Here is a 26,490-nt window from a genome sequence, read left to right as displayed (position 1 = left end):
ACCGGCCCGGGCCGCACCGGACCGAGTGGGACCGGGCCGGGCCGATAGGCTCGCGCGGGTGGAACTGACACACATTCCGGCCGGCCAGGCGGCCGGCCCGCGAACCGCCGTGGTCTGGTCCGTACTGCGTCACGAACTGGACCGACAGCCCGACCGCAGCCTCACCGTCGTCGACGTCGGCGGCGGCACCGGTGGCTTCGCGGTGCCGTTGGCCGAGGCCGGACACCAGGTGACCGTGGTCGACGCCAGCCCCGACGCGCTGGCCGCGCTCACCCGACGGGCCGCCGACGCCGGGGTCGCCGACCGGATCACCGCTGCTCAGGGCGACGGCGACGCGCTCGGCGAGCTGATCGCGCCGGCCAGCGCCGATCTGGTGCTCTGCCACGCGGTGCTGGAGGTGGTCGACGAGCCGGCCCGGGTGGTGGAGTCGTTGGCCACGGTGCTGCGGCCGGGCGGGGCGGCCAGCGTACTGGTCGCCGGCCGCGCCGCGGCGGTGCTGGCCCGCGCGGTCAACGGGCATCTCGACCTCGCCGCCGCGCTGCTCGCCGACCCGCAGGGCGCCGCCGGCGCGCGGGACACGCTACGCCGCCGCTACGACGCCGACCGCGCCGTGGATCTGCTCGCCGCCGCCGGGCTGCGGGTCGAGCAGATCCACGGGGTACGCGTGCTGTCCGACCTGCTGCCGGCGGCCGTCGCCGAGGGTGACCCGCAGGCCCTGCTCGCCCTGGAACTGGCCGTCGCCGCCCAGCCGCCGTACCGGGACCTCGCCACCCAGCTGCACCTGTTCGCCCGGCGACCGCTGTGACAGCGCCGGAACCGCCGGCCGCGGAGCTGCTGCGCCCGGTGCGTCCGGAGTACGGCGCGGCCAGCCTCGCCGACGTGCTGCCCAGCGTGCTGGCGGTGCTCGGGGTGCCCGGCGCGAGTGACGTACTCGGCCTCACCGGGCCGCTCACCGGGGTGCGGCGCGTCGTCGTGCTGCTGGTCGACGGGCTCGGCTGGCACCAGTTGCCGGCAGCCGGCGAACACGCCCCGACGCTGGCCGCGCTCGTCGCCGGCCGGTACGCGCGGCGGCTCACCACCGGCTTCCCGTCCACCACGCCGACCAGCCTGGTCAGCTTCGGCACCGGTGCCGCGCCGGGGGCGCACGGGGTGCTCGGCTTCCGCAGTCTGGTGCCCGGCACCGACCGGGTGCTCAACCACGTCGACTGGCGCGACGACCCGGACCCGCGGCAGTGGCAGCCGGTGCCGACCCAGCTGGAACGGGCGGCGGCCGCCGGGGTGACGGTCACCGTGGTCAGCCGGCCCGAGTTCGCCGGCAGCGGGCTGACGGTCGCCGCCAACCGGGGCGGCGGGTACCGGGGCGCGGCCGACGCCGACGCTCTCGCCACCGGGCTGCTCGACGCGGTCACCGCCGGCGACGCTCCGGTGCTGGTCTCCGGCTACCACCCCGACCTGGACCGGCACGGCCACCTGTCCGGGGTCGGTTCCCCGCCCTGGCGGGCCGCCGCCGCCGACCTGGACCGGCTGCTGGACCGGGTGCTGGCCGGGCTGCCCCGGGACGCGGCGCTGCTGGTGACCGCCGACCACGGTCAGCTGAACGTGCCGGCCGACCCGCGACACCGGTTCGACCTGGACACCGACCCCCGGCTGCGGGCCGGCGTGCGGGTGGTCGCCGGGGAGCCTCGCGCCCGCTACCTGCACCCGGTGCCGGGTGCGGTGGGCGACGTCATCGCCGGGTGGCGGGCCGTCCTCGGCCCGGCGGCCCGGGTGGCCGAGCGGGACGAGCTGATCGCCGAAGGCTGGTTCGGCCCGGTGCCACCGGATCATCTGGGCCGGATCGGTGACGTCGTGGTGATCTGCCGGGACCGGTCCGTCGTGGTGGCCACCCGGACCGACCCGGTCGGCTCCGCGCTGGTCGGCTTCCACGGTGGAGTGACCGAGGTCGAGATGGCCGTTCCACTGCTGATCGCCACCGGCGCGGGTCCCGAGTGATTTGCCCGGTTGGGCGTGCTATAGGAGTGAAACTCGCGGTGCGGCGGGCGAGAAAGATCGAGTTCCTGGTGTGACGAGGGCCGGGTAGCGGTGCACTGTCCGGTTGGGCGGCTACTCTGTTACCAGGTGATGACGTCCGCCGGACGGAAAATCAACCTAGGCGGTCCGTCGTCCGGCTTTCCGACCCGCGACCCCCCTCGTAGACTTGCGGGTAAGCAGCCGGTTGGCTGCCACGGTCTGTCGGTCCGACCGGGCTGACCAACGTGACCGGGGAGGAGTGCCGTGCCGCTCTCGGAGCACGAGCAGCGGCTGTTCGAGCAGATCGAGCGGTCGCTTGCCGAGGACCCCAAATTCGCCTCGGCCGTGCGCGCCAGCGACCCGCGTTTCCACGCGCGGCGTCGCCTGCTCGTCGCTGCCGGTGTGATCATCATTGGCCTTGCCCTGGTCGTTTACGGCACAGTGAGCAAAGTGCCGCTGCTCGGTGTGGCCGGCTTCGTGGTCATGCTCGGGGCAGCGGCGTTCGCCATGCAGTCCCAGCGCAAGTCGAACTCGCCCGATCTGCGGGTGGTCGGCGGGACCACGCGCCGGAAGACCCGCAGTGGGCGACGGTCATCGTTGATCGACCGGCTGGACGAGCGCTGGCGCCAGCGGCCGGAGGGCCACCGCTGACCTAGCCGGTGGGTATCAGCCGCCCGGTCCGGCGTGACCGGGCGGCCGCGTCGTGCCCACCTGCCGGCCCCCCACGCCGGGCAGCGGCGGTCGGCCACGGATCCCGTCGACTGACCGTGCTGCTTGACTGACCGCGTTGCGATCGAGCGTCTCGGCACGTGGGCGATTATGCCCGGTGCGCCGACCCGAGGTGGCGGTTTCGCGAAACCCCGGGACGGGTCAGCGCCCCGCCCGGTTGGCCAACAGCCGGCGCGGGCTCAACCGCGCCGCCGCGTCGCGCCACCGGCCGACGACCGAGAACACCCGGCTGTACGCCTCGACAACCGCGTCCCGCCAGCGCAGCAGTACCGACAGCGGCAGCAGCCGGGCCGCCAACCGGGTACGCCGACCCACCCCGGCCGCCAACGCCGCCCGTACCCGCCCCAACGCCTCGACCAGCGGCTCGCCCGGCACCGGCTGACGGGCGTACCGGGCCCGCTCCTCCGCCTGGCTGAGCAGCTGGACCGCGTCGGCCGCCGCACCGTGGACCGACTCCAGACCGGCCAGCCGCGCCGCCGTCGCCCGTGGCGTCTCCGACCGGTCGACCGGCATCCGCAGGTCGACCAGGGTGTCGACCAGTTCGCTCCAGACGGCGTGCGCGTGCTGCCGGGCGGCCCCGGCGTCGGCGCCGGTGACCGTCATCAGCGGAGCGGCACCGGCGGCGGCCCCGCTCACGGCGGGGGAGTCGGTGTCCCGAGCGTCCGTCGGGTCGGTGCCCGCCGGGGTCACCGCAGCCCGGACACGGACCAGCCGCCGACGGCGTACCGTCGCGCGTCGGGCCGCCGGCAGGGCCGCCAACACGAGCACCGCGACCACCCCGGCGAGGGTCCACCACGGCCAACGGGGACCGGCGGTGGAATCGGCGGCGGATCCGGCACCCAGCGCACCCGGGTCGAGCTGGCCGGGCCCGGCCTCCGGCAGCGCCGTCGTCGACGGCGCGGCGGACGGGGCCGCGCTCGGTCCGGCGCTCGGGCCGGCGTCCGGCGGGGCGTCCACGTCCGGCGCCCACTCGGAGCGCACCGAGCCGGGGATGCTCGCCGCCGGGGTCGGGTCGAACGGCACCCAGCCGAGCCCGTCGAAGTAGACCTCGGTCCACGCGTGCAGGTTGAGGTTGGTCAGCGTGTACGTGTTCTCCAGCCGCCGGGAGCCGTTGGTGAAACCGAACGCCACCCGGGCCGGCACGTCCGCGGCGCGGACCAGCCACGCCATCGCGGCGGCGTACTGCTGGCAGAAACCGACCTTGTTGTCCAGGAAGTTGACGATGTCCTGGCTGGCCGTGCCGCCCTCGGTGGCCAGGCTGTAGGTGAAACCGTTGTCCCGGGAGAAGTGCTCGTAGATGGCCAGCACGCGGTCGTAGTCGCTGCGCGCGCCGGCGGTCAGCTCCCCGACCAGCTCGGTCACCTGCGGCACCTGCGGCACCGTGGTGAACGCCTGCCGCAGGTCGTTGTCGGCCGGCAGCGGTTGGGACCGGCGCAGTGCCCCCGGGGTGTAGCTGGTGCGGACGTACTCGAATCCGTAGGTCATGTTGCGGGCCCGGGACCGACCGGAGAAGACGATCTGCGCGGTGCGGTCGTACGCCCAGCTGCCATCCACGTCGCGCATCTGCACCGGCACCGCGTAGGTCGGCAGCAGCGCCATGTTGAAGTTCCCGGTGACCTCGACGGTCGCCTCGTACGCCTGGTGGCTGACCCCGGTGTTGCGGATGTTCGGGTCGGTCCGCGGGTCGGGCAGCGACCGGGCCGAGTCCGGCCGCCCGCGTGGCGGGCGACTGGCGAAACCGTCCTCGCGCAGCTCATCGGCGATGCCGATCCGCAGGTACGCCGGGGCCGGGTCGTTGGTCGTCACCCGGATCATCTCGGTGACCTCGCTCTGGTTGAGCTGGCCGCTCAACGCCGCGAACAGGTTCACCTGGCCGGGCCCGTTGCCCAGCCCGTTGCCGCCGGTCCCGCCGCCGCTGAGGTTGGTCAGCAGGCCCGAGGTCATGCCCGGGATGGTCAGCGGGATCAGCACCGCGACGACCACCCCGAGCACGGCGAGTCGCCGTCCGGCGGCGGCCAGCGGCGACGGCTCCCAGACGTCGACGTCCCGGCCGTCGCCGGTGAACCGGCGGCCGAACCGGCGGACCCGGTCGACGTTGTCGGCCATCAGCAGCCACAGGTAGCCGACCGCGCCGACCACGAACGGCGCCGCCGGGACGCTGTCGACGTAGATCGCCACCGGCACCGAGTAGATCGCCAGCATCGGCAGGCCGGCCAGCGCCGGCCGGCGCAGGGTCACCGTGAGCACGTCGACGACGACCGCGACCGAACCGATCCCCAGCGCGGTGATGAACAGCAGCGCGTCGCCGTCGGGCACCGGTACGCCGTACGCGTGCACGTCCTGCGCCGACTGGGCCAGCAGCGCGCCGAAATGGCCGATCGTCGCCGGCGACGGCAGCACCGCGAGGAACTCGTCGCCGCTGGGGAACAGCCAGGTCAGGGCGAGGAACAGCGCGCCGATCATGGCCACCGGGTGCAGCCATCCGGGAGCCCGCACCGAGCGGACCAGCATCCCGGCGCCACCGATCATGGTCACGGTGATCGCGCACTGCACCAGCCAGGTCCAGTCCTGGAAGATGGTGGCCATCGGCGCGGCCGCCATCAGGGTGGCTGCCGCCGCGACCAGACCGAGGTGTCTGCGGGTGGTCAATTCACTCCTCCGGCTATCGTCTCGGCCAGCGCGGCCCGCCAGGCGAAGCCCTGGGAACCCCGGGCGAGCTGCGGCCACAGCGACGGCAACTGGTCACCGTGGTTCACGCCGATCACCCGCCAGCCGCTCTGCAGCAGCGACAGCGCGGCGGCACCGTGCGCCCGGTCGGCCTCGGCCCGCTCGTCCGGGCTCAGATTCATCCAGGTCGAGCTGTCGATCAGCAGGCCGACGCAGGTCGACCGGTTGCCCCGCAGCCCGGCCAGCAGCTCCGCCTCGGTCGGGGTGAGCGCCCCGAACAACGCCACCACCAGTGAACTGTCCGAGCGGCGGCGTACCTGATCGACCAGGGTGGCGATGTCGCTGCGCTGGCTGGCGGTGACGTCGGCCAGCCGGTCGAGCAGCAGTCCGTCCCCGTCGGCTTCGGTGGCGTCGGCGTCGATGCCGGTGTCGGTGACCAGCCGCAGCCGGTAGCCGTTCGACCGGAAGTGCACGGCGATGCTCGCCGCCGCCGCCACCGCCCACTCGAAGCTCGCCGTCGGGCCCTCGCCACGGTGCGCGTACGCCCGGGTGTCGAGCACCACGGTCGCCCGGGTCTCCCACGGCTGTTCTTCCCGGCGCACCATCAGCTCACCGGTGCGGGCGGTCGACTTCCAGTGCACCCGGCGCAGGTCGTCACCGCGGCGGTACTCGCGGGTGGCGGAGTCGTCGTCGCCGTGCACCGCCACCGACCGGGCCCGGCTGTCACCGGATCCGGCGTACTCGCCGGCGAGCTGGACCGTCGGCAACGCGGTGACCTGCGGGATGACCGTGAGCCGGTCGACGCTGGGGAAGGCCCGGGTCAGCTCGCACAGGCCGAACGGGTCGGTGAGCCGGACCACCAGCGGCCCGACCTCGTAGCGGCCGCGGACCTCGGCCCGCACCGTGTACGCCACCGAGCTGGCCTGCTGGGCACCGAGCCGCTCCAGCACCACCCGGGGCCGGCTGCCCAGGGCGTACGGCAGCCGGTCCTCCAGCAGCAGGGTGCCGGTGGGCAGCCGGGACAGGTTCTGCAGCCGCAGCACCACCCGGGCGTTGGAGCCGACCGGCACCCGGTGCGGCTCCAGCGAGCGGGTGCAGGCCAGCTTGTACCGGCTGCGGCCCACGTACAGGGCGGCCAGCAGCGGCAGGACGGCCAGCAGGATGGCGACCCGCAGCAGGTCCTTCTCGCCGAGGATCAGCGCCGAGACGACCGCCGCCGCGCCGGCGGCCAGGAACGACCGGCCGCGGGTGGTCAGGCCGCGCAGCGCCGCCCGCATCGGTCAGCGCCCTCGCGGCTCGAAGGGGACCGCCGCCACCGTGCCGTCCGCCGGGCCGAACTGGCGACCGTCGTACGCCGCAGCGGCCGGGCGTTGCCGTTCGTGGGGCAACGGCATCCGGTGCACCAGCTCGGCGATGATCGCGTCGGTGGTCCGCCGGGCGAGTTGGGCCTCGGCGGTCGGGATCAGCCGGTGGGCCAGCACCGGAACGGCGAGCGCCTGCAGGTCGTCCGGGAGCACGTAGTCGCGGCCCTCCAGCGCGGCGACCGCGCGGGCGGTACGCAGCAGCTGCAGCGTCGACCGGGGCGAGGCGCCGAGCCGCAGCTCCGGGGACTCCCGGGTGGCGGTCACCAGGTCCACCGCGTACTGCTTGACCGGGTCGGCGACGTGCACCTCCCGGACGGTGGCGATCAACCGCCGTACCCCGGCCGCGTCGGAGACCGGCTGCAACTGGTGCACCGGATCTGCCGCGCCGTGCCCGTCGAGCATGGCCAGCTCGGCGCTCGGGTCGGGGTAGCCCATCGCGATCCGGGCGGTGAACCGGTCCCGCTGCGCCTCCGGCAGCGGGTAGGTGCCCTCCATCTCGATCGGGTTCTGGGTGGCGATCACCATGAACGGCGTCCGCAGCTCGTAGGTGGTGCCGTCGACGGTGACCTGCCGCTCCTCCATGCATTCGAGCAGCGCGGCCTGGGTCTTCGGGGATGCCCGGTTGATCTCGTCGCCGACCACCAGGTTGGCGAAGACCGCGCCCGGCTTGAACTCGAAGTCGTGGTTGTCCTGGTTGTAGACGCTGACTCCGGTCACGTCGCTGGGCAGCAGGTCCGGGGTGAACTGGATCCGGCGTACGGAGCAGTCGATCGACCTGGCCAGCGTCTTGGCGAGTTTGGTCTTGCCGACTCCGGGAACGTCCTCGATCAGGAGGTGTCCCTCCGCGAGTAGGACGGCGAGTGCCAGCCGAACCGTGGCGGTCTTGCCCTCTATGACCTGCTCTATGTTGGCCACGATGGCGTCGGACACGGCGCGGAACTCGTCATGGGGCATCGGAGCACCCAGATCGTCCCAGCTGTCTTGGGTCACGATCCTCCTCCTCGTCGTACGGCGTCACGCGGGTCGGTCGGTCCGGCCGCCCGCCGTCGGTCAGGTGGGGGACCGTCGTCTCCCGCCGCAGGGACCCCACATGCCTCTCAGGCTATCCATCTTTCGCATGTCCGCCATCCACGGGATGGCGTGGTCTGCTCACCCGCCCTGCTCACCGTGGGCGACCCGGTCGTAGACGGACGGTCCGGGCGCCGCGCGGGAGCGGGCCGGGCGGCACCCGCTCCCCACCGGGAGTACGGGCCGGTGACCGGTCCGGTTCAAGTGCCCTGCCGGACCGATCGCCCCGCCCCCGACCGACACCACCCGGCGGGGTGAACCGCCGGGTGAGCTGGTACGCCGGGCGTTTCCCGGGTAGTCGGCGACACCAGCGGTGACCAGGCCAGATAGTCGGGCCGGGTCGACCGGTACGTGCAACCGGAGGGAGCTGGATGTCCACAGCCGGATACATCGTGGCCGTCGTCGCCGTCTGGGTGCTCTCCGGGATCGTAGCGGTAGCGGTGTTCATCGCCCGGCACGGCCAACGCGCCTGGTACTGGTATCCGTTGGGCGCCGTGCTCGGCCTGCTCTTCGTCCCGATCGCGGTGGAGCGCGGATCGCGACCGACGGGACGGTTGGAAGCCCGTCCGGCGCCGGCCGGCACCGGGCCGAGCGCACCCGGCCCCGGACCCCGGGTGCTGGTCGGCCTGGACGGCTCCGCCGACTCCGAGCACGCCCTGCGTACGGCACACCGGGTGCTCGCCGGTCGCGTCGGCGAGCTGATCCTGACCACCGTGGTCGACGTCGCCGCCGTCGAGCGGGGCGAACGCACCGCCGAGGAGGCCGACCAGCTGGACCGGGCACGGGACCTGCTCACCGACCGGGCAGCCCGACTGCGCCACGCCGACGGACCGCCCCTGCCGAGCAGCATCGAGATCGTCACCGGCCGGCCCGCCCGGGCCCTGCTGGACGTCGCGCAGGCCCGCGACGTGGACATGATCGTGGTCGGGCGGCGGGGCCGTGGACTGTCCAACCGGCTGCTCGGCAGCGTCGCCGACCAGGTGGTCCGGGACGCCACCCGGCCGGTGCTGCTGGCCGCCAGCGAGGACGGTTGAGGTGCGCCCGGCGACCGTCGACCGGTGCCGGGCCGGTCCGTACGCCCGGATCACCGCCGCGCCGAGGGGTGCCCGTTGACGATGGTCGCGGTGCTGGCCCTGTTGACCGGGCTCGCCGCCGCCGTACCACTGCTCACCCGCTCGCTCGGCCGCGACGCCGGCTACCCGCTCGCGGTCGGCTACCTGTTGGGTTGCGGGCTGCTCGCCTCCCGGCTGCCGGTGGTGCTGGACAACGGCGCGGTCGGGGTCTCCGCCCGCTGGCTGCCGTCGCTGGACATCGCGTTCGCGCTGCGGCTCGACGGACTGGCGATGGTCTTCGGGCTGCTGGTGCTCGGGGTCGGCGCGCTGATCATGATGTACTGCCCGCGCTACCTCGCCCCGCACCGCCCGTGCGCCGCGCTCTACACGCTGCTGACCCTGTTCACCGTGGCGATGCTCGGCTTGGTCTTCGCCGCCGACACCGTACTGCTGTTCCTGTTCTGGGAGCTGACCACGGTCTGCTCGTTCTTCCTGATCGGCCAGGCCAGTCCGGCGGCGGCCCGCCCCGCCACCCGGGCGTTGCTGGTCACCGCCGGTGGCGGCCTGGCGCTGCTGGCGGCGGTCGTGGTGATGACGGTCCAGCTGGGCACCAGCGACCTGACCACCATCCTGGCCTACCCCGACCGGCTGCTCGACTCGCCGGTCGCCTGGGTGGTCGGCGGTCTGCTGATCCTCGCGGCGTTCACCAAGTCCGCGCAGTTCCCGTTCCATTTCTGGCTGCCCAGCGCGATGGTGGCGATCACCCCGGTCAGCGCCTACCTGCACGCGGCGACGATGGTCAAGGCCGGGATCTACCTGCTGATCCGGTTCTCGCCGATCTACGCCCACCACGCCGCCTGGACCGTCGTGCTGGTCCTCGGCGGGCTCGGCACCGCGCTGGCGGGCGCGTTCCTCGCGCTGCGCCAGCACGACCTGAAGGCCATGCTGGCGTACTCGACGGTCAGCCAGCTCGGGCTGCTGGTCGGGGTGATCGGGGTCGGCACCCCGGCGGCGCTGGCCGCCGCGGTGCTGCACACCGTCGCGCACGCGTTGTTCAAGGCCACCCTGTTCATGCTCGTCGGCATCATCGACCGGGAAGCCGGCAGCCGGGACATCCGACAGCTCTCCGGCCTGCGCCACGTGATGCCGGTGACCGCCACCCTGACCGGGCTGGCCGCGATGTCGATGGCCGGCCTGCCGCCGCTGCTCGGGTTCGTCAGCAAGGAGGCGATCTTCGACGCGTTGATCAAGACCGGGGTCGATCCGTGGCTCAGCCCGTCAGCCGAGGTGCTGGCCGTTTCCGCGTCCGCCCTCACCTTCGCGTACGGCGCCCGGATCGTCTATGAGACCTTCGCCGGACCGCCGCGACAGCCGGAGCTGTACGAGCCAGCATGGACGTTTCTCACCCCGGCGGCGATCGCCGCGCTGCTGAGCCTGCTGCTCGGCCCGGCGGCCGCGCTGCTCGGCCCGTTGATCGACCAGGCGACCGAGGACGCGTCCCCCGGCGGCGATCCGCCGTACGTGGCGTTCTGGCACGGCTTCACCCCGGCGCTGGCGCTGTCGGCGCTCACCGTGCTGGCTGGTACGGCCCTGTTCATCGCCCGCAGCCGGGTCGACCAGCTGGTGCAGTCGGTCCGGCTGCCACCGGCCGGGGCGGTCACCTTCGACCGTTGCTACGGCGCGCTGCTGAGACTGGGCGGGATCGCCGGCCGGCCGACCCGCTACGACTCGCCGGCCGCCCATCTGTTCCGGCCGGTGCTGCTGCTGGTGCTGATCGGGGCGGCCGGCAGCGCCGCGCTGGGGTCGATGCCGCCCTGGCCGGCCGCAGGCGCGGCGGCCGGCGACTGGCCGCTGCTGGTGCTGCTGGCGGTGGCCCTGGCCGGGATCGTGCTGGCCAGGTCGGCACTCGCGGCGGTCGGGCTGCTGAGCCTGGTCGGTCTGATGGTCGCCACCTGGTTCCTGCTCGCCGGCGCGCCGGACGTGGCGCTGACCCTGATGCTCGTCGAGGTATTGACCGCAGTCGTCGCGATGCTCGTCCTGCGCCGGCTGCCGGCCCGGCTGCCGGGCGCCGGGCGCCAGCCGGTCAGCTTCTTCGCCGCCGCCCTCGCGGTCGCCGCCGGTGTCGTCGCGGTGGCCGCGACGGTCGGACTGACCGGTCGTCGTGACCTGTCCGCCCCGGGGGACTACTTCCTGCGGACTGCGCAACCGGCGACCGGGGGCGGCAACGTGGTCAACGTGATCCTGGTCGAGTTCCGGGCGTTCGACACCCTCGGTGAGGCGACCGTCCTCGTCGCCGTGGCGCTCGGGCTGGTCGGGCTGTTCCGGACCACCGGACGCGGCGTCGTCGGCGGGCCTGGTGATACCGGCGGGCCTGGCGTCGCTGGCGGGCCTGGCGGCACCGCTGGGCGCGGCCGCACCGGATCCGGCCCGGCCGTACCGGATCCGGTGCTCCGGTTCGCGCACCGACTGCTCACCCCGGTGATGCTGGTGGTCTCGGCGTGGCTGTTCCTGCGCGGCCACGACGAGCCCGGCGGCGGCTTCGTCGCCGCGCTGGTGGCCGGGATCGCGGCCGGGCTCGGCCAACTGGCGTACGCCGGCCGCCCACCGACGGCGGCCGGCCGGCTGCGGCCCCGGCCGCTGCTCGCCGCAGGGCTGCTGACCTGTCTCGGGATCGGCCTGTCCGCGCTGCTGGCCGGTGAGCCGTTCCTGACGCCGTCGCCCGGACTGAAACTGTCGGTGCTCGGCTTCTCGGTGTCGCCGGTGACCTTCTTCGACCTCGGCGTCTATCTGATGGTGCTGGGCCTGATCACGGCGGCGGTACGGCGGCTCGGCGCGGTGGTCCCGTCGGCCGCTGGGATTCCGTCGGACGCTGGCGTCGCATCGGACGCGCCGGTCCCGCCGGACGCGGCGGGGGTGCGGGCACCGTGACCGTCGCGTTGGTGATCGGCCTGCTCACCGCGGCCGGCGTCTATCTGATCCTGCACCGCGGCCTGATCCGGGTCGTCATCGGCTTCGTCCTGCTCGGCCATGCCGTCAACATCCTGCTGCTCGCCTCGGGCGGGCTGTGGCGCCGGCAGCCGCCGTTCGGCGACATCGACCCGGCGGCGACGGCCGATCCGCTGCCCCAGGCCTTCGCGCTCACCGCCATCGTGATCACCTTCGGCATCACGATCTTCCTGCTCGCGCTCGCGGTGGTCGACCGGCCGCGACCGGGCCGACCCGACTTGGAGCTGGGCGAGGCCGGCCCGGACGGCAGGGACGGTCCGGACGGCGCGGCGGGACCGGAGCCGGAACCCGGCCCGGAGCCGGTGCTGACCGAGCCACGGTCGATGTCCGACCAGGTCGCCGAACACGGTCGGACGGCGGCCGGCGGCGACACCGGGGAGCTGCCCCGATGAATGCACCGCTGCCGCTGGTCGGTCCGATCGTGCTGCCACTGGTCGTGGCCGGACTACTGCTGGCCGTACCGCATCGGTTGACGCTGCACCGGATCGGCTGGCTGGGCACCGGCGCGGCTGTGCTCGCCCAGGGCGGTACGCTGCTGGCCGCGACCCGCCGTGGTGAGGTGCTGACCGAACGGATCGGTGGCGGGCCGGCCGGCTTCGCGATCACCCTGGCGGCGGACACCTTCAGCGCGCTGATGGTCACGGTCGTGGCGCTGGTCGTGCTGCTGTGCGGGGTCTTCGCCATCGGTTCCGGGGACGACCGACGGCCGTACCTGGTCCCACTGGCGCTGATGACGAGCGCTGGCGCGTTCGGGGCCTTCCTGACCGCCGACCTGTTCAACCTGTTCGTGCTGATCGAGGTCATGCTGGTGCCGTCGTACGTGCTGCTGACCGCCGGCGCCGGCCGGGAGCGGACGGTGGCCGGGCGGATCTACGTGACCGTCAACCTGCTGGCGTCCACGATCCTGCTGGCCGGGGTGGGGCTGGTCTACGCCGTCGCCGGCACCGTCGATCTCGGCGAACTGGCCGGGGCGGCCGGCCGCGACGGCGCGTTGGCCCTGGCCGGCACCGTGGTGCTGCTCGCCCTGGCGGTGAAGGCCGCGGTGGTGCCGCTGCACGGCTGGCTGCCGCGCAGTTACCCGTACGCGCCACCGGTGGTCACCGCGCTGTTCTCCGGCATCCTCACCAAGGTCGGCGGGTACGCGATCGTCCGGATCGTGGCGGTGGTCTACGACGGCGCGGTCGACTACCGGTGGGTGATCGGGCTGGCCGCCGCCGTGACCATGGTGATCGGCGTCCTCGGGGCGCTCGGCGAGACCACGATGCGTTCGGTGCTCGCGTTCCACATGGTCAGCCAGATCGGCTACCTGCTGATCGGGCTGGTGGTGTTCAGCCCGGCCGCACTCACCGCGGCGATCTTCTTCCTGGTGCAGTACATCCTGGTCAAGGCGGCGTTGTTCCTCTGCGCCGGGGCGGTGGTGGTCGGCTACGGCACCGATCGGCTGGACCGGCTCGGCGGGCTGGCCACGGCGCACCGGCTGCTCGCCCTGGCCTTCATCGGCGCGGGGCTGTCGCTGGCCGGGATGCCGCCGTTCTCCGGATTCCTGGCCAAGTTCCTGCTGCTGCGGGCCGCGGTCGCCGACGGCAACTATCTGATCTTCGCGGTCGCGGTGCTGGTCAGCCTCGGGACACTCATCTCGATGATCAAGATCTGGGATCTGGCGTTCTGGGGCGAACCCGCGCCCGCACCCGCGGACCCGGCCGGCCACCCGCCCGCCCGTACCGCCGACGACGTACCGCCGCGGATCGCCACCTGGCTGACCGGGCCGGCGGTGCTGCTCGCGGCCCTCACCCTGCTGCTGGGGCCGGCCGCGCAGCCCCTGCTCGGTCTGGCGGCCACCGCGGCCGACGGACTGATCAACCCGAGTGCCTATGTGGAGGCGGTGACCGGACGGTGACCAGACGAACGCGACGGACGGAAGAGCCCCGTACCGGCCAGGTGGAGAGCCGCACCGGCCGGCGAGCCGGCGGTGGCCGGGTCGGCAGGCCGCGCCGGGGGCCGGCCCGGACGCTGCTGCACTGGCCGGTCCGGACGCTGCTGCACTGGTCGGTCCGGACGCTGCTGCACTGGTCGGTCCGGACGCTGCGCCGGGCCGGCCGGGTGCTGAGCTTTGTCGGCTACTTCACCGGTCGCCTGGTGGTGGCGAACGTCGTTGTCGCCCGGGAGATCGTCACGCCGGGCAGCGGGCTGTCGCCGGGGATCGTCGAGTTCCCGCTGCGGACCCGGACCAGCACCGAGATGGTGCTGATGGCGCTGGCCGTCGGGCTGACCCCGGGCACGCTCACCGTGGCGGTCCGGCCACAACCGCCGACCCTGTTCGTGCACGGCATGCACGCCGAGGACCCGCAGCGGTTCCGCACCGAACTCGCCCGGCTACAGGACCACCTGCTGCCCGCCGCGCGCCCAGCCGTCCGGGACATCCGGGATATCCGGGACGACCCGGCCGACCAGCCGGGGGGAGCCCGCCGGTGACCGGACTCGACCTCGTTCTCGCCGTCCTGGCCCTGGCGATGGCGACGGCGATCATCCGCCTGGTGATCGGCCCGACCGACGCCGACCGCGCCGCCGCCGTCGACTTCGGCTTCTTCGTCTTCATCGCCGGAGTGGCGGTCCTCGCCGCCCGGCTGCGGATCGCCGAACTGCTCGACATCGTGCTGACCGCGACCCTGGTCGGGTTCCTCGCCACGGTCGCGCTCGCCCGCCTGGTACATCGGAGGAGCCGGTGACCGGCTGGAACGTGCTCGCCGGGGTACTGCTCGGTGCGGGCACCCTGCTGATCGGGATCACCGGGCTCGGCATGCTACGGCTGCCCGACGTCTACAACCGGATGAACGCGGTGGCGAAGGCGGCCAGCCTGGGCCTGGTGCTCATCCTGCTCGGCGTGCTGACCCTGCTGCCCAGCCCACGGACCGCGGCGGTGGTGACCCTGGCCGTACTGCTGCAGGTGGTCACCGCGCCGGTCGGCGGGTACGCGCTGGCCCGGGCGGCCTACCTGTCCGGTGCGCCGATGAGCCCGCAGAGCAGGTTCGACGCCCTCGCCGAGCAGGGCGAGACACGGCCGGGCGCGGTGCCGGAGGGACCGGGGGAGGCCAGCCGACCGTAGCCGTCGCCGTAGCCGTCGCCGGAGCCGGAGCCGTCGCCGAGGCGGCGGTGAGGGCGGCGGTGAGGGCGGTCCACCTGGTTTTCCGACCCGGAGTACACTGGCGCCATGGCCGGCGCCTTCCTGCTCCTTCTCCGGCCGTGCTGACCCACCAGGCCGCCTGACCGGCGCAGCGGCCGTCCGGCGGCGGCGGCACGGCGACCCCTCCTGTGGAGGGGTTTTTTCATGCCCACGACCAACACATCACAGCCCACAACCGACCCTGAGGTGGCGACCGACGATGAGCGAGGCAGTCGAGACCGCGGCGGACACCCCACCGTTCCGGTACACCGCCGCGATGGCCGGCGAGATCGAGCGACGGTGGCAGCAGCGGTGGGAACGTGACGGCACCTTCCACGCGCCCAACCCGGTCGGCCCGCTGGCCGACCCGGCCCACCCGCGCGCCGACGCCGAGAAGCTCTTCCTGCTGGACATGTTCCCGTACCCGTCCGGCGCAGGCCTGCACGTCGGCCACCCGCTGGGCTTCATCGGCACCGACTGCTACGGCCGCTACCAGCGGATGGCCGGCCGCAACGTGCTGCACGCGATGGGCTTCGACGCCTTCGGCCTGCCCGCCGAGCAGTACGCGGTGCAGACCGGCCAGCACCCGCGGACCACCACCGAGGCCAACATCGAACGGTACCGGGCCCAGCTGCGGATGCTGGGGCTGGCCCACGACGACCGGCGGTCGGTGGCCACCACCGACGTGGAGTTCTACCGCTGGACCCAGTGGATCTTCCTGCAGGTCTTCAACTCGTGGTACGACACCGAGGCCGGCAAGGCCCGGCCGGTCAGTGAACTGATCGCCGCGTACGAGTCGGGTCGGCGCGCCACCCCGGACGGGCGCGCCTGGTCCGAGCTGACCGACCGGGAACGCCGCGAGCTGGTCGACGCGCACCGGCTGGCGTACGTCTCCGAGGCGCCGGTCAACTGGTGCCCCGGTCTGGGCACCGTGCTGGCCAACGAGGAGGTCACCGCCGACGGCCGGTCCGAGCGGGGCAACTTCCCGGTCTTCAAGCGCAACCTGCGGCAGTGGATGATGCGGATCACCACCTACGCCGACCGGCTGCTGACCGACCTGGACCTGCTGGACTGGCCCGAGCCGATCAAGCTGATGCAGCGCAACTGGATCGGCCGGTCCACCGGCGCGCACATCACCTTCCCGACCGACGCCGCCCCGATCGAGGTCTTCACCACCCGACCGGACACCGTCTTCGGCGCCACCTACATGGTGCTGGCCCCCGAGCACGCCCTGGTCGACGAGCTGGTGCCGACCGCCTGGCCGGACGGCACCCGGCCGGCGTGGACCGGCGGGCACGCCACGCCGGCCGAGGCGGTCGAGGCGTACCGCAAGCAGGCGGCCGGCCGCACCGACGCCGAGCGGCAGGCCGAGACCCGCGACAAGTCCGGCGTCTTCGTCGGCGCGTACGCCACCAACCCGGTCAACGGCGCCCGGCTGCCGATCTTCATCGCCGACTACGTGCTGGCCGGCTACGGCACCGGGGCGATCATGGCGGTGCCGGCGCAGGACGAGCGGGACTGGGACTTCGCCGAGGTGTTCGACCTGCCGATCGTGCGGACCGTGACGCCGCCGGAGGACTTCACCGGCAAGGCGTACACCGGCGACGGACCGGCGATGAACAGCGACTTCCTGAACGGCCTGGGCGTGACCGAGGCCAAGGAACGGATCATCGCCTGGCTGGAGGCCGGCGGTCACGGCCGGGGCGCGGTCACCTACCGGCTGCGGGACTGGCTGTTCAGCCGGCAGCGCTACTGGGGCGAGCCGTTCCCGATCGTGTACGACGAAACCGGGCTGCCGATCCCGCTGCCGGAGGAGATGCTGCCGCTGGAGCTGCCCGAGATCGACGACTTCTCGCCGCGTACCTTCGACCCCGACGACGCCGCATCCGACCCGGAGACCCCGCTGTCGCGGGCCACCGACTGGGTCGAGGTGGAGCTGGACCTGACCGGGGTGCCGGGTGCGCCGGCCGGCCGGCGGCGCTACCGCCGGGAGACCAACACGATGCCGCAGTGGGCCGGCTCCTGCTGGTACGAGCTGCGCTACGCCGACCCGGCCAACAGCGACGCCTTCGTCGACCCGGCCAACGAGCGGTACTGGATGGGTCCGGCGTCGTCGGCCGACTGCGGCGGTGTCGACCTGTACGTCGGCGGGGTCGAGCACGCCGTGCTGCACCTGCTGTACGCCCGGTTCTGGCACAAGGTGCTGTTCGACCTGGGGCACGTGTCCAGCGTCGAGCCGTTCCGCCGGCTGTTCAACCAGGGCTACATCCAGGCGTACGCGTACACCGACGCGCGCGGCGCGTACGTCGACGCGGCGGCGGTGACCGAGCGCGACGGCGGCTGGTTCCACGGCGACGTCGCGGTCAACCGCGAGTACGGCAAGATGGGCAAGAGCCTGCGCAACGTGGTCACCCCGGACGAGATGTGCGAGGCGTACGGCGCCGACACGTTCCGGGTGTACGAGATGTCGATGGGCCCGCTGGAGGTGTCCCGCCCCTGGGAGACCCGGGCGGTGGTCGGCTCGTACCGGTTCCTGCAACGGGTCTGGCGGGCCCTGGTCGACGAGCACTCCGGGGCGTCCCGGGTGACCGACGACCCGGCCGGCGACGAGCTGCGCCGGCTGACCCACCGGGTGATCGACGGCGTCCGGTCGGACATGGACGGGCTGCGGTTCAACACCGCGATCGCCAAACTGATCGAGCTGACCAACGCGTTGACCCGGCTGCCGGCCACCCCCCGCGAGGTGGCCGAACCGCTGGTGCTGATGCTGGCCCCGTTCGCCCCGCACGTCGCCGAGGAGCTGTGGCAGCGGCTCGGCCACACCGGTTCGCTGACCTACGCCGACTTCCCGGCGGCCGACCCGGCGCTGCTGCGGGCCGCGTCGGTGACCTACCCGGTGCAGGTGGCCGGCAAGGTCCGGGGCCGCGTCGAGGTGCCGGCCGAGGCCGCCGAGGACGAGGTACGGGCCGCCGCGCTGGCCGCCGTCGCCGAGCACCTGGCCGGCCGTACGCCGCGCAAGGTGATCGTGGTCCCGGGCCGGATGGTCAGCGTGGTCCCGTGACCCGCAGCGCCGCGCGGTCCGCCCGGACCGCGCGGCGCCAGCGCAGCAGCAGGACGACGGTGGCCGCCGCACCCAGCCCGGCGGGCGCGGCGGCCAGCCAGTTGACCTCACCGGGGGCGACCACCGCCGCGCCGATCACCGCGTAGCCGACCGCGGTCGGCGCCGACGCCAGCACACTGCCGATCAGGAACGGGGCCGGCCGGGCGCCGGTGGTGCCGTAGCCGTAGCTGACCATGCCGAACCCGCTGATCGGCAGCAGCCGGACCATGACCACGCCCAGCACGCTCTGGGTGGCGAACCAGCGGTCCAGCCGGGCCAGCCGCAACCGGATCCGGTCGGTCCGCCCGGCCAGGCCGGCCGGCGGGGCCGCCATCGAGGTCCGGCTGACGACGTACTCCCGGCCGAGCCACCGTCCGACGCCGAAGCCGATCAGCGCCGCCAGCGCGGCCGCGGCGAGGCTGTAGCCGGCACCCGCCACCGGGCCGAACAGTGCTCCCCAGGTCAGGGTGATGAACGTGCGGGGGACCAGCACGGTCAGCAGCAGCGCGCCGCCGACCACGGCCAGCACCGGCCCGGCCGCTCCGAGCCGGTCGGGCAGCCCGGTCAGGGCCGCCAGATCGGGCCGGGGGACCAGCAGCACCAGCAGGGCGCAGCCACCGATCAGCGTGAGCAGGGCCGCGAACCGGGCCACCGCCGGCTCGCGCAGTGCCCGGCCCAGCCGCCTCACGTGCGGATCGCGGCCATCCGTTCGGCCCGCAGCCGGTCGGCCCACAGGTCGTTGAGCGGTGGCAGGCTGGCCGCGCCGATCGCCCAGCGCAGCAGCAGATCGGCCAACGCCGGGTTGCGGGCCAGCGCCGGGCCGTGCGCGTAGGTGCCGAGGATGTTGCCCCGCCAGGCGCCCTCGCTGGCCCCGTCGTTGCCGACCCCGGCGGTGACCCGGGCCAGCGGCGAGACGCCGTTGCCGAGATGGGTGCGCCCGCCGTGGTTCTCGAAACCGCTCAGCGGCGGTACGCCGAGCCGCGGGTCGATGTCGCCGGCGAGTTCGCCGACCGCCCGGCTCGGTCCCCGGTCGGAGTACAGGTCCAGCAGCTCCAGGCCGGTGCACTGGGTGCCCTTGGCAAAGAACGAGGTGCCCAGCAACTGGTAGCCGGCGCACACCGCGAAGATCACCGAACCCTGGCCGACCGCGCGGTGCAGCCCGGTGTCGGCCCGTAGCCGCTGGGCGGCCAGCGCCTGCGGGCCGTCCTCGCCGCCGCCGATCAGGTAGATGTCGGCCGACTGCGGCACCGGCTGGTCGGAACGGATCTCGGTGAGCTCCACCGGGATGCCGCGCTGCTGGGCCCGCCGGGCCAGGATCAGCAGGTTGCCCCGGTCGCCGTAGGTGGACAGCAGGTCAGGGTAGATCCAGACCAGGCGGAGCACGCTTGGGCCGCCGATCGACGGGCCGATGGCCGGGAACGACTCAGTTGACACGGTCCAGCTCCGCTCGGATGTCCTGGAATGCGGTGTAGTTCGCGATGACCTCTAGCCGGCCGGGCGGCACCGAGGAGATCGCCGCGTTGAGCGACGGGACGTGCAGGAACGGCACGTCGTTGACCTCCAGCCGGACGGCGAGGTCGAAGGCGCGGTCCCCGGTGATCAGCACCTGGCGGCCGCGCAACGGCGAGAAGTCGACGTCGAACAGCCAGGAGGTGTCCAACCCGTCGGGGTCGCGGGCGTTGATCGACAGCAGCGTCGGTGCCTGTTCGGCCATGTCGAACGCCTCCAGCCAACTGGCCGGGTTCTTGGCCAGCAGCAGCCGGATGGTCCGCCCGTTGCGGACCACCTGCGCGTACCGGCCGGCCACCGAGGTGACCACCGCCAGCCGGGACACCGCGTCCACCGGGCGTACGCCGAACTCGGCGGCCACCGCCAGCGCGGTGGCCGCGTTGCCGATGTTGACCTGGCCGGGCAGCTGCAGCGTCACCTTGTGCCAGGCGCCGGTCGGGTCGATGACGCCGTCCTCGTCGACCACCCACTCCGGCTCGGGTCGGCGCAGCGGGCAGCCGGCGCACCACCACTGGTCGTCGGAGCGTTCGATCGCCGAGCCGCATTCCGGGCAGACCCAGGAGTCGTCGTGCCACCGCTGCCCGGCGCTGAACCAGGAGACCGCGCCGGCGGTCGCGGCCGCCCACACCACCATCGGGTCGTCGGCGTTGGCCACCACCTTGACCTCGGGGTGCTCGGCCAGCGCCACCTGCCACAGCTGGGCCATCATCGCCACCTCCTTGGCCCGGTCCAGCTGGTCGCGGGAGAGGTTGAGCAGGGCGACCACCCGGGGACTGGTGGCCTCCAGCACCTGAGCCAGGTAGTGTTCGTCCACTTCGAGCACCGCGTACGGCGTGGTGCCGGCCTTGGCCAGCGCGGAGGTGTGCCCGGTCGGCATGTTCGCGCCGTACGAGTTCGTCGCGACCCGGCCGAGCACGCCGACCGCCGCCGCGGCGAGCCGGGTGGTGGTGGTCTTGCCGTTGGTGCCGGAGACCAGCGCGACGGCCCGCCCGGCGGCGAGATGCGCCAGCAGCTCCGGATCGATCTTGAGGCCGATCCAACCGCCGATCACCGACCCGTCGCCCCGTCCGGCGGCCCGCGACAGCGCCGCGGCGGTGCGCGACACCGAGCTGGCCACCTTTGCCCGCAAGGGCATCTTCGCGTCCGTCACCCGAGCGAGGTTACCGGACCCTGTCCGGTGCCGATCGCCGCACGGACGCGTTGGTACGGTCGACGACCGATGAGTAGCTCAATGGTCGCTACCGCGCTGCGGGCGTTGGCCGAGCTGGCGCCCGCCGCACCCGAGCGGATGTTGGACGTGACCCGGGGTGGCCAGCCGCTGCTCTGGCTCGCCGATCCGGACCGGCACCAGCGTGATGCCGCCACCGACCGGTTGGCTGCGGTCGACCTGTTGCACCGCGACGAGCGGATCCTGCGACGCGGCCTGGGTCTGGTCGTCGGCACCGTCGAACGGGACGGGGTCCGCCGCCGGGTCCGGCTGCCGTTGCTGTCCGAACCGGTCCGGTTGGAGCGTGCGCTGCGTGGTTACCGGGTGGTGTCGGCCGGGGAGTTGGAGCTGACCTCCCTGGTCACGGATCGCGCCGTGGCGGCGAACCTGGAATCGGTGCCGGGTCTGGGCGGGCCGGGTTGGCTGACGGCGACCGGGACGCAGGCATGGCTGCGGACCGCCGCCGCGGCAGCCGGGCTGCCGTTGACCGAGGTACGGCCGGCACCGACCGGTCGGCGGCCCCGGCTGCCGGCGAGCGGGCTGACCGGCTATCTGGCTGCGGTGCTGTTCACCGTCCGGGATGTCTACGGGGTGGCGCTCGCCGACGGACTACGGGCCTGGGCCGGCCGGGACCTGACCGGCACCGCGCTGGCGGCGGTCTACCAGCCGACGCCGACCGGCGCTGACGGCGCTGGCGGCGGTGCCGGCGAAACAGTGGCGGGGGACGCCGCCACGCCCGGCGCCCGGTTCGACGCCGCTGCGGTCGAGTCGCCGTTGCCGCTGACCGCCGCCCAGTCGGACGTGGTCCGGCGGGTCCGGCGGGAACGGCTCACCGTCGTGTCTGGTCCGCCGGGCAACGGCAAGAGCCACGCCGTGGTGGCCGCGGCCCTGGACACAGTCGATCGGGGCGGCAGCGTCCTGGTGGTGACCCAGTCGCCGCATGCCGCAGACGTACTGGTTGATCTCCTGGCCCGCTACCGGGGGCCGACCCCGGTGCTGTTCGGCGACGCCCGACGACGGGCGGAGGTCGCCGCCACTCTCGCCGCCGGTGCCGGTTCGGGGGTCCCGGCCGTGCGGGTGTCCGCCGCCGAGGACGCGGTGGCGGTGGCCCGCCGCCGGGTCACTCGGGAGACCGGACTGATCCGGCTCGCCCTGGAGACCGAGCGGCTGGCCGCCGCCGCGACCGAGTGGGAGCCGCTGCTCGGTGCGCTGTCACTGACCGCACCGGGCGCGTTCGTACCCGGGGCCGACCTGTCCGGTGCCACGCGTGCGGTCCGGCTGGCGCGTACCCCGGGTGGCGGGAACTGGTGGACGAGGTGGCGTCGGCGGGCCGCCCGTCGCTGGCTGCGGCGTCGGCTCGGTGTCGCCGTCGACCTCGCCGGGGACACCGACGGTGCGCTGGACCAGGTCGCCGACGCGGTCGAGGCGGCCCGGGCGGTGGCGGCTCGGGCTCGGCTCGCCGCTGCGGGCGGCACTGATCTGGCGGCGTACTGGGACCGGCTCGATGAGGCCGACCGGGAGCTCGCCGAACGGGTCGCGACCGCGATGCGGGACCGCGCCGGCAGCGAGCGTCGATGGGATCCGCCGGCCCGGCGCAACGCCGGGGCGTTGGCGAGCGCGTTGCGGGCCGGGCGCAACCGGCGCCGCGAGCTGCTGACCGCCTTGGACGGTCCGGCCCTGGTCCGGGCGTTGCCGTTGTGGATCGGCACGGTGACCGACGTAGCCGAGCTGTTGCCGCCGTCGCCCGGTCTGTTCGACCTGGTCATCCTCGATGAGGCCTCGCACAGCGACCAGATCCGGGCTGCCCCGGCGCTGGCCCGGGCCCGGCGGGCGCTGGTCGTCGGTGACCCACGACAGTTGCGCTTCGTCTCCTTCGTCGCGGACGTGGACGTGGCCGACACGCTCGACCGACACGGTCTGGACGACCGGCTCGACGTCCGCCGGGTCAGCGCCTTCGATCTCGCCGCCGCCAGCGCACCGGTAACCTGGCTCGACGAGCACTTCCGCTGCGTACCGCAGCTGATCGAGTTCTCGGCCCGGCGGTTCTACGCCGACCGGTTCGCGGTCACCACCCGCCACCCGGCGAACGAGTCGATCGACGTGATCGCGGTGCGACAGGTGGTGTCGGCGGCCACCGTGGACGGGGTGAATCAGGCGGAGGTGACCGCCACCGTCGAAGTGGTGCGGGAACTCGCCACTTCCGGCCAGTCGCAGATCAGCGTGGTCACTCCGTTCCGCGCGCAGGCCGACGCGCTGGAGGCGGCGCTGGTCGCGGAGTTTCCGGTGGAGCGGATCGAGGAGCTGGGGCTGCGGGTCGGCACCGTGCACGCGATCCAGGGCGGCGAGGCCGAGACGGTGGTGGCGTCGTTCGCGGTGACCGACGACGATCCGCCGGCCAGGCTACGTTTCCTGGCCGATCCGCACCTGTTCAACGTCCTGATCACGCGGGCACGGCGGCAGTTGGTGGTGGTGACCTCGCTGACCGCCGCCGACGGTCTGGTGGGGGAGTTTCTGCGGTACGCGCGCCAACCGCCGCCAGCGGTGCCGTCCGGGGGTGTGGTGACCACCGCCGGGGTCAGCGGTTGGACTGAACAGCTCGGTGCCCGGCTGACCGAGATCGGCGGCGTGGTGCGGTTCGACTACCCGGTCGGACGGTGGACGGTGGACATCTGTCTCGGTGTCGGCGCCGACGCCGTCGGTCTCAACTGTGTAGTCCATCCGGATGGTCCGCAAGCGCACCTGGCGCGGCAGCGGGCGTTGCGCCGGGCCGGTTGGGCGTTGGTCGACGCTTTCGCCTCCCGCTGGAACGGTGATCCGGTGCGGGCGGCGCTGGAGATCCTCGCCGGGTAGCGGGCCGCCATCGGAAGCGACAGCCGCTGCCGCCATCGGGAGCGGACAGCCCTTGCCATCGTCGCTGCGGGCGGTGTCGGTGTCCGCGCCGGACGGGAGCCGGACGGGAGAGAACGATGTCGCGCTGTCGGAAAGCGGACCGGCGCCCGCCCGCCCTCCACTCGGCACCACCCCCGCTGACGTGCGGTTTTGTCGGTGAATTGGGCGTGTTTCGGTCGCGATTCTGGTTGCAGGTGGAGGGAAGTGGAGTAGAGTGGGGCGCGATGGCGGGGCCGGGAGGGCCCGCCGGCCCCGGGGGATGCGGCACCGCGAATGCCGTACAAGGGCAAGGGGGGTTGGGCCGTGTTTCTCGGCACCCATACTCCGCGCCTGGACGAAAAGGGCCGGTTGATCCTTCCAGCCAAGTTTCGGGACGAGCTGGCGGGAGGTGTCGTGATCACCAAGGGACAGGAACGCTGTCTGTACGTGTTCCCGACGCCGGAGTTCCAGCGGATCGCCGAGCAGTTGCGCGAGCAACCGATGACGCACAAGGCGGCGCGGGCCTACAGCCGGGTCTTCTTCGCCAGTGCGCATGACGAGGTGCCCGACAAGCAGGGCCGGGTGACGATCCCGGCACATCTGCGGGAGTACGCCGGGCTCGGCCGCGACCTCGTGGTGATCGGGGCGAGCAGCCGGGTGGAGATCTGGGACAAGCAGGCATGGGAGACATACCTCTCCGATAGCGAGGACGACTTCGCGGACATCGAAGAGGGGGTGCTGCCCGGCGGACTGTAGGGCAACGGATGGTCGACCGCCCGACGTCTCGTCGGGTGTCGGTGGCTGACGCGAGAGCCGCCGGTCGGCACCGGTCGTCCGACGTACTGCGAGATCTCCAGCCGCTCCCGCACCTGGCGCCACTTCCCCGGCGCCAGGCGCGTGTTTCGAGCACCGGTCCGGCACGGGCGGTGGGCGGGAGTAGAGCGGATGGGGATCTGGCGGTACGACGAGCGGCAACGCAGCAACCGGGCACGACACGGCAGGCAGGCCACTGGGGGTCGACATGGGGGAGCTTCGCGGTACGCACGTACCGGTGCTGCTCGAGCGGTGTCTCGAGCTGCTCGCCCCCGCGCTGGACCGCGGTGACCGGCCGACCGTGCATGTCGACGCGACTCTCGGCCTGGGCGGTCACGCCCATGCGGTGCTGGCGGCGTTCCCGCTGGTCACCCTGGTAGGGCTGGACCGGGACCGGGAGGCGTTGGCACACGCCCGGGCGAGGCTGGCCGGGTTCGCCGACCGGGTCCATCTGGTCCACGCGGTCTACGACGAGTTGCCCGAGGTCCTTGACCAGCTCGAGCTGTCCGGGGTGGACAGCGTGTTGTTCGATCTGGGGGTGTCCTCACTGCAGCTCGACGCGCCCGAGCGCGGGTTCGCCTACTCCCGGGACGTCGCCCTGGACATGCGGATGGACCAGGGGCGGGGGACCACGGCCGAGGAGATCGTGAACGGCTACCCCCCGGGGGACCTGGTCCGGGTGCTGCGGGAGTACGGCGAGGAGCGGTTCGCCAGCCGGATCGTCTCGGCGATCGTGCGGGAGCGGCAGCGGCAGCCGATCACCTCGTCGACGCGCTTGGCCGAACTGGTCGAGTCGGCGGTGCCGGCGGCTACTCGAAGAACTGGGGGAAACCCCGCGAAGAGGACGTTTCAGGCGTTGCGTATCGAGGTAAACGAGGAGCTGGCGGTGCTCCGCAGGGCGCTGCCGGCCGCGCTGGACGCGTTGCACGTCGGCGGCCGCATGGTGGTGCTGTCCTACCACTCGCTGGAGGACCGGATCACCAAGCAGACGTTGGCTGGCCGGGCGCGCAGCACCGCGCCGGTGGAGCTGCCGGTCGAGCTGCCGGGCACCGGCCCGACGCTGCGGCTGCTCGGCCGGGGTGCCGAGCAGGCTGGCGAGGCGGAGATCGCGGCCAACCCGCGGGCGGCGTCGGTACGGCTGCGCGCGGCGGAGCACATCGGACAGGCGGCGGTGCGCAGTGCCGGCACCGCCGGGCGGGGAAAGGGTGGGGCCGCCCGCGAACGGCCCCACCCGGGGACAGCACCACACCGGCCCGACGCGGCGGCGTCCGGGCCATCCACACCGGACGGGATAGCCGGCCGGCGGAGACGTCACGATCGGGGTCGTGACGAGAAGGAGTAGGGGGAGGGGAGATGAACGTCGAGAAGCGCGACCGCTCGGGGCAGGTCGGTCAGCGCGGCGCCCGGGTGGGCGCACCGCGGTCGGGGGGCCGGACCGCGGCGCGGCGCAGCAACCCGTCAGGGGGCTACGTGACCCAGGGCAGCGCGGCGCTGCAGGAGCAGCCCACGACTCAGGACTCGGTCCGGGTCTGGGACAGCTCGGCGGAGCCGGCGCCGCCGCGACTGCGGGTCGCACCGCCGGCACCGGTGTCGGTGCCCCGGGCACCGTTCATCGCGATGATCCTGGTGGTCGTCGTCGGTGGGGTGCTCGGTGTGCTGCTGGTCAACACCAAGATCAACGAGAACGCGGTGCGGATCGGCACCCTGCAGCAGCAGCAGTCGAACCTGGATCTGCAGGAGCAGCAGCTGGAGAAGGAGATCGCGCAGTACGAGGCGCCGAACAACCTGGCCGCTCAGGCACGCAAGCTCGGCCTGGTCGAGTCCGGTCCGCCGGCGTTCATCCGGCTGCCGGACGGACGGATCATCGGCGTACCGCAGCCGGCCACCGGTGAGCCGGCCATCACCAGCTCGCAGCAGGGGGCGGGGGAGTAAGCCGG

The 26,490-nt window shown here is 73.4% G+C and carries 20 protein-coding genes and 1 pseudogene; 15 read left to right on the top strand and 6 right to left on the bottom strand.

The genetic code is table 11. From position 1 onward, the window contains the following. The first annotated feature begins 58 nt into the window (after positions 1 to 58). The 3 genes from O7629_RS16525 (at position 59) to O7629_RS16515 (ending at position 2,661) form a co-directional block, all read left to right on the top strand. Positions 59 to 805 carry a methyltransferase domain-containing protein gene (locus O7629_RS16525; RefSeq protein WP_278170209.1) on the top strand — a complete coding sequence of 249 codons (747 nt, stop codon included), beginning with the start codon at positions 59 to 61 and terminating at the stop codon, positions 803 to 805. Next, positions 802 to 1,992: a nucleotide pyrophosphatase/phosphodiesterase family protein gene (locus O7629_RS16520; protein WP_347403673.1), complete on the top strand. Its 1,191-nt coding sequence runs from the start codon at positions 802 to 804 to the stop codon at positions 1,990 to 1,992. The genes O7629_RS16525 and O7629_RS16520 overlap by 4 nt, the downstream gene beginning before the upstream one ends. Before the next feature lie 282 nt (positions 1,993 to 2,274). Then, on the top strand, positions 2,275 to 2,661 hold the full coding sequence (locus O7629_RS16515) for a DUF3040 domain-containing protein (protein WP_123602618.1): 387 nt from the start codon (positions 2,275 to 2,277) through the stop codon (positions 2,659 to 2,661). Positions 2,662 to 2,880: 219 nt separating this feature from the next. Here O7629_RS16515 and O7629_RS16510 read toward each other — a convergent pair whose 3' ends face one another. The 3 genes from O7629_RS16510 to O7629_RS16500 are packed head-to-tail and all read right to left on the bottom strand — an operon-like array spanning position 2,881 to position 7,760. Then, a complete protein-coding gene (locus O7629_RS16510; RefSeq protein ID WP_278170208.1) occupies positions 2,881 to 5,388 on the bottom strand; it encodes a DUF3488 and transglutaminase-like domain-containing protein in 2,508 nt (835 codons plus the stop codon). Next, positions 5,385 to 6,683, bottom strand: coding sequence for a DUF58 domain-containing protein (locus tag O7629_RS16505; protein ID WP_278170207.1), 1,299 nt, complete (start codon positions 6,681 to 6,683; stop codon positions 5,385 to 5,387). Before O7629_RS16505 ends, O7629_RS16510 begins: the two co-directional genes overlap by 4 nt. Positions 6,684 to 6,686: 3 nt before the next feature. Further along, positions 6,687 to 7,760, bottom strand: coding sequence for a MoxR family ATPase (locus O7629_RS16500; protein WP_278170206.1), 1,074 nt, complete (start codon positions 7,758 to 7,760; stop codon positions 6,687 to 6,689). A gap of 449 nt (positions 7,761 to 8,209) precedes the next feature. Here O7629_RS16500 and O7629_RS16495 point away from each other — a divergent pair, with 449 nt between their 5' ends. The 8 genes and pseudogenes from O7629_RS16495 to leuS all read left to right on the top strand — a co-directional run bounded on the left by O7629_RS16495 (position 8,210) and on the right by leuS (position 18,117). Then, the gene (locus O7629_RS16495) at positions 8,210 to 8,872 is read left to right on the top strand and encodes a universal stress protein (protein ID WP_278170205.1); all 663 of its coding nucleotides are present in this window, start codon (positions 8,210 to 8,212) and stop codon (positions 8,870 to 8,872) included. An 81-nt stretch (positions 8,873 to 8,953) separates the two neighbouring features. Beyond that, entirely contained in the window at positions 8,954 to 11,818 is a 2,865-nt protein-coding gene (gene mbhE, locus O7629_RS16490) for a hydrogen gas-evolving membrane-bound hydrogenase subunit E (protein ID WP_278174560.1), read from the top strand. Beyond that, positions 11,815 to 12,078 (top strand): annotated as a pseudogene (locus tag O7629_RS33640) (NADH-quinone oxidoreductase subunit K); the annotation flags it as partial. The gene mbhE and the pseudogene O7629_RS33640, both read left to right, overlap by 4 nt. Positions 12,079 to 12,284: 206 nt before the next feature. Further along, a complete protein-coding gene (locus O7629_RS16480) occupies positions 12,285 to 13,793 on the top strand; it encodes a monovalent cation/H+ antiporter subunit D family protein (RefSeq protein WP_278170203.1) in 1,509 nt (502 codons plus the stop codon). Between the two features lie 161 nt (positions 13,794 to 13,954). After that, positions 13,955 to 14,368 (top strand): Na+/H+ antiporter subunit E, encoded by a 414-nt coding sequence (locus O7629_RS16475; protein ID WP_278174559.1) that lies wholly within the window; start codon positions 13,955 to 13,957, stop codon positions 14,366 to 14,368. Further along, positions 14,365 to 14,622 (top strand): monovalent cation/H+ antiporter complex subunit F, encoded by a 258-nt coding sequence (locus O7629_RS16470; RefSeq protein WP_278170202.1) that lies wholly within the window; start codon positions 14,365 to 14,367, stop codon positions 14,620 to 14,622. Before O7629_RS16475 ends, O7629_RS16470 begins: the two co-directional genes overlap by 4 nt. Beyond that, positions 14,619 to 14,999: a monovalent cation/H(+) antiporter subunit G gene (gene mnhG, locus O7629_RS16465; RefSeq protein ID WP_278170201.1), complete on the top strand. Its 381-nt coding sequence runs from the start codon at positions 14,619 to 14,621 to the stop codon at positions 14,997 to 14,999. The genes O7629_RS16470 and mnhG overlap by 4 nt, the downstream gene beginning before the upstream one ends. A 277-nt stretch (positions 15,000 to 15,276) precedes the next feature. Continuing rightward, positions 15,277 to 18,117, top strand: a complete 2,841-nt coding sequence (gene leuS, locus O7629_RS16460; RefSeq protein ID WP_278170200.1) for a leucine--tRNA ligase — start codon at positions 15,277 to 15,279, stop codon at positions 18,115 to 18,117. Here the strand turns inward: leuS and O7629_RS16455 are convergent. From O7629_RS16455 to O7629_RS16445, 3 genes are read right to left on the bottom strand one after another with little or no spacing between them, the layout of a single operon-like run. Next, positions 18,101 to 18,844, bottom strand: a complete 744-nt coding sequence (locus O7629_RS16455; RefSeq protein WP_278170199.1) for a VTT domain-containing protein — start codon at positions 18,842 to 18,844, stop codon at positions 18,101 to 18,103. The genes leuS and O7629_RS16455 overlap by 17 nt on opposite strands. Then, the gene (locus O7629_RS16450) at positions 18,841 to 19,554 is read right to left on the bottom strand and encodes a glutamine amidotransferase (RefSeq protein WP_278174558.1); all 714 of its coding nucleotides are present in this window, start codon (positions 19,552 to 19,554) and stop codon (positions 18,841 to 18,843) included. The genes O7629_RS16455 and O7629_RS16450 overlap by 4 nt, the downstream gene beginning before the upstream one ends. A 25-nt stretch (positions 19,555 to 19,579) precedes the next feature. Further along, positions 19,580 to 20,800 (bottom strand): MurT ligase domain-containing protein, encoded by a 1,221-nt coding sequence (locus O7629_RS16445; protein ID WP_278174557.1) that lies wholly within the window; start codon positions 20,798 to 20,800, stop codon positions 19,580 to 19,582. An 84-nt stretch (positions 20,801 to 20,884) separates the two neighbouring features. Here O7629_RS16445 and O7629_RS16440 point away from each other — a divergent pair, with 84 nt between their 5' ends. The 4 genes from O7629_RS16440 (at position 20,885) to O7629_RS16425 (ending at position 26,485) form a co-directional block, all read left to right on the top strand. Further along, the gene (locus tag O7629_RS16440; RefSeq protein WP_278170198.1) at positions 20,885 to 23,722 is read left to right on the top strand and encodes a DEAD/DEAH box helicase; all 2,838 of its coding nucleotides are present in this window, start codon (positions 20,885 to 20,887) and stop codon (positions 23,720 to 23,722) included. A 342-nt stretch (positions 23,723 to 24,064) separates the two neighbouring features. Further along, positions 24,065 to 24,496: a division/cell wall cluster transcriptional repressor MraZ gene (mraZ, locus tag O7629_RS16435; protein ID WP_123602607.1), complete on the top strand. Its 432-nt coding sequence runs from the start codon at positions 24,065 to 24,067 to the stop codon at positions 24,494 to 24,496. Between the two features lie 265 nt (positions 24,497 to 24,761). Further along, positions 24,762 to 25,895 carry a 16S rRNA (cytosine(1402)-N(4))-methyltransferase RsmH gene (gene rsmH, locus O7629_RS16430; RefSeq protein ID WP_347403672.1) on the top strand — a complete coding sequence of 378 codons (1,134 nt, stop codon included), beginning with the start codon at positions 24,762 to 24,764 and terminating at the stop codon, positions 25,893 to 25,895. An 11-nt stretch (positions 25,896 to 25,906) separates the two neighbouring features. Beyond that, positions 25,907 to 26,485 (top strand): hypothetical protein, encoded by a 579-nt coding sequence (locus tag O7629_RS16425; RefSeq protein ID WP_123602605.1) that lies wholly within the window; start codon positions 25,907 to 25,909, stop codon positions 26,483 to 26,485. Positions 26,486 to 26,490 lie beyond the last annotated feature (5 nt).

This window comes from Solwaraspora sp. WMMD792, from assembly GCF_029626105.1.
Lineage (GTDB): Bacteria > Actinomycetota > Actinomycetes > Mycobacteriales > Micromonosporaceae > Micromonospora_E.
Note: the sequence above shows the minus strand (reverse complement) of the source record. Positions and strands in the feature narration are given on the sequence as shown.

Coding starts and splice junctions, on each gene's coding strand:
- O7629_RS16425 (WP_123602605.1), top strand. CDS start 25,907: ATGAACGTCGAGAAGCGCGACCGCTCGGGGCAGGTCGGTCAGCGCGGC.
- O7629_RS16445 (WP_278174557.1), bottom strand. CDS start 20,800: ATGCCCTTGCGGGCAAAGGTGGCCAGCTCGGTGTCGCGCACCGCCGCG.
- O7629_RS16495 (WP_278170205.1), top strand. CDS start 8,210: ATGTCCACAGCCGGATACATCGTGGCCGTCGTCGCCGTCTGGGTGCTC.
- O7629_RS16505 (WP_278170207.1), bottom strand. CDS start 6,683: ATGCGGGCGGCGCTGCGCGGCCTGACCACCCGCGGCCGGTCGTTCCTG.
- rsmH (WP_347403672.1), top strand. CDS start 24,762: ATGGGGGAGCTTCGCGGTACGCACGTACCGGTGCTGCTCGAGCGGTGT.
- leuS (WP_278170200.1), top strand. CDS start 15,277: ATGAGCGAGGCAGTCGAGACCGCGGCGGACACCCCACCGTTCCGGTAC.
- O7629_RS16480 (WP_278170203.1), top strand. CDS start 12,285: ATGAATGCACCGCTGCCGCTGGTCGGTCCGATCGTGCTGCCACTGGTC.
- mbhE (WP_278174560.1), top strand. CDS start 8,954: ATGGTCGCGGTGCTGGCCCTGTTGACCGGGCTCGCCGCCGCCGTACCA.
- O7629_RS16440 (WP_278170198.1), top strand. CDS start 20,885: ATGAGTAGCTCAATGGTCGCTACCGCGCTGCGGGCGTTGGCCGAGCTG.